General features: G+C 66.2%; 1 protein-coding gene. It reads right to left on the bottom strand.

Features of this window, described 5'->3' with window-relative positions; translation table 11 throughout:
- Nucleotides 1-287 (bottom strand): MotA/TolQ/ExbB proton channel family protein (locus EN807_RS34820; RefSeq protein ID WP_189522714.1); only part of this gene is annotated, 287 nt, incomplete at both ends.

The raw sequence follows: 287 nt of genomic DNA, 5'->3' as shown, positions 1-287 counted from the left end.
ATGGCCTGGAACGAGGTCATGATACCGATGACGGTGCCGAACAGGCCGATGAAGGGCGCGGCCGAACCGGTGGTGGCGAGGAAGCCGAGCCGTCCCTCCAGCCGCTCCATCTCGCGCGTCAGCGCCAGGTCCATCGCCTTGTCGATGCGGGTCTGCAGGCCAAGCGGCGACTTGGCGCCCTTCTCGAAGCTCTTCTTCCATTCGCGCATGGCGGCGACGAAGATCGCGCCCATGCCGGTGGTCTTGCGGTCGGCGAGCGTGCGATAGAGCTCTTCCAGCGACTGTCC

The organism is Mesorhizobium sp. M5C.F.Ca.ET.164.01.1.1, assembly GCF_004792125.1.
GTDB lineage: Bacteria > Pseudomonadota > Alphaproteobacteria > Rhizobiales > Rhizobiaceae > Mesorhizobium > Mesorhizobium wenxiniae.
Note: the sequence above shows the minus strand (reverse complement) of the source record. Positions and strands in the feature narration are given on the sequence as shown.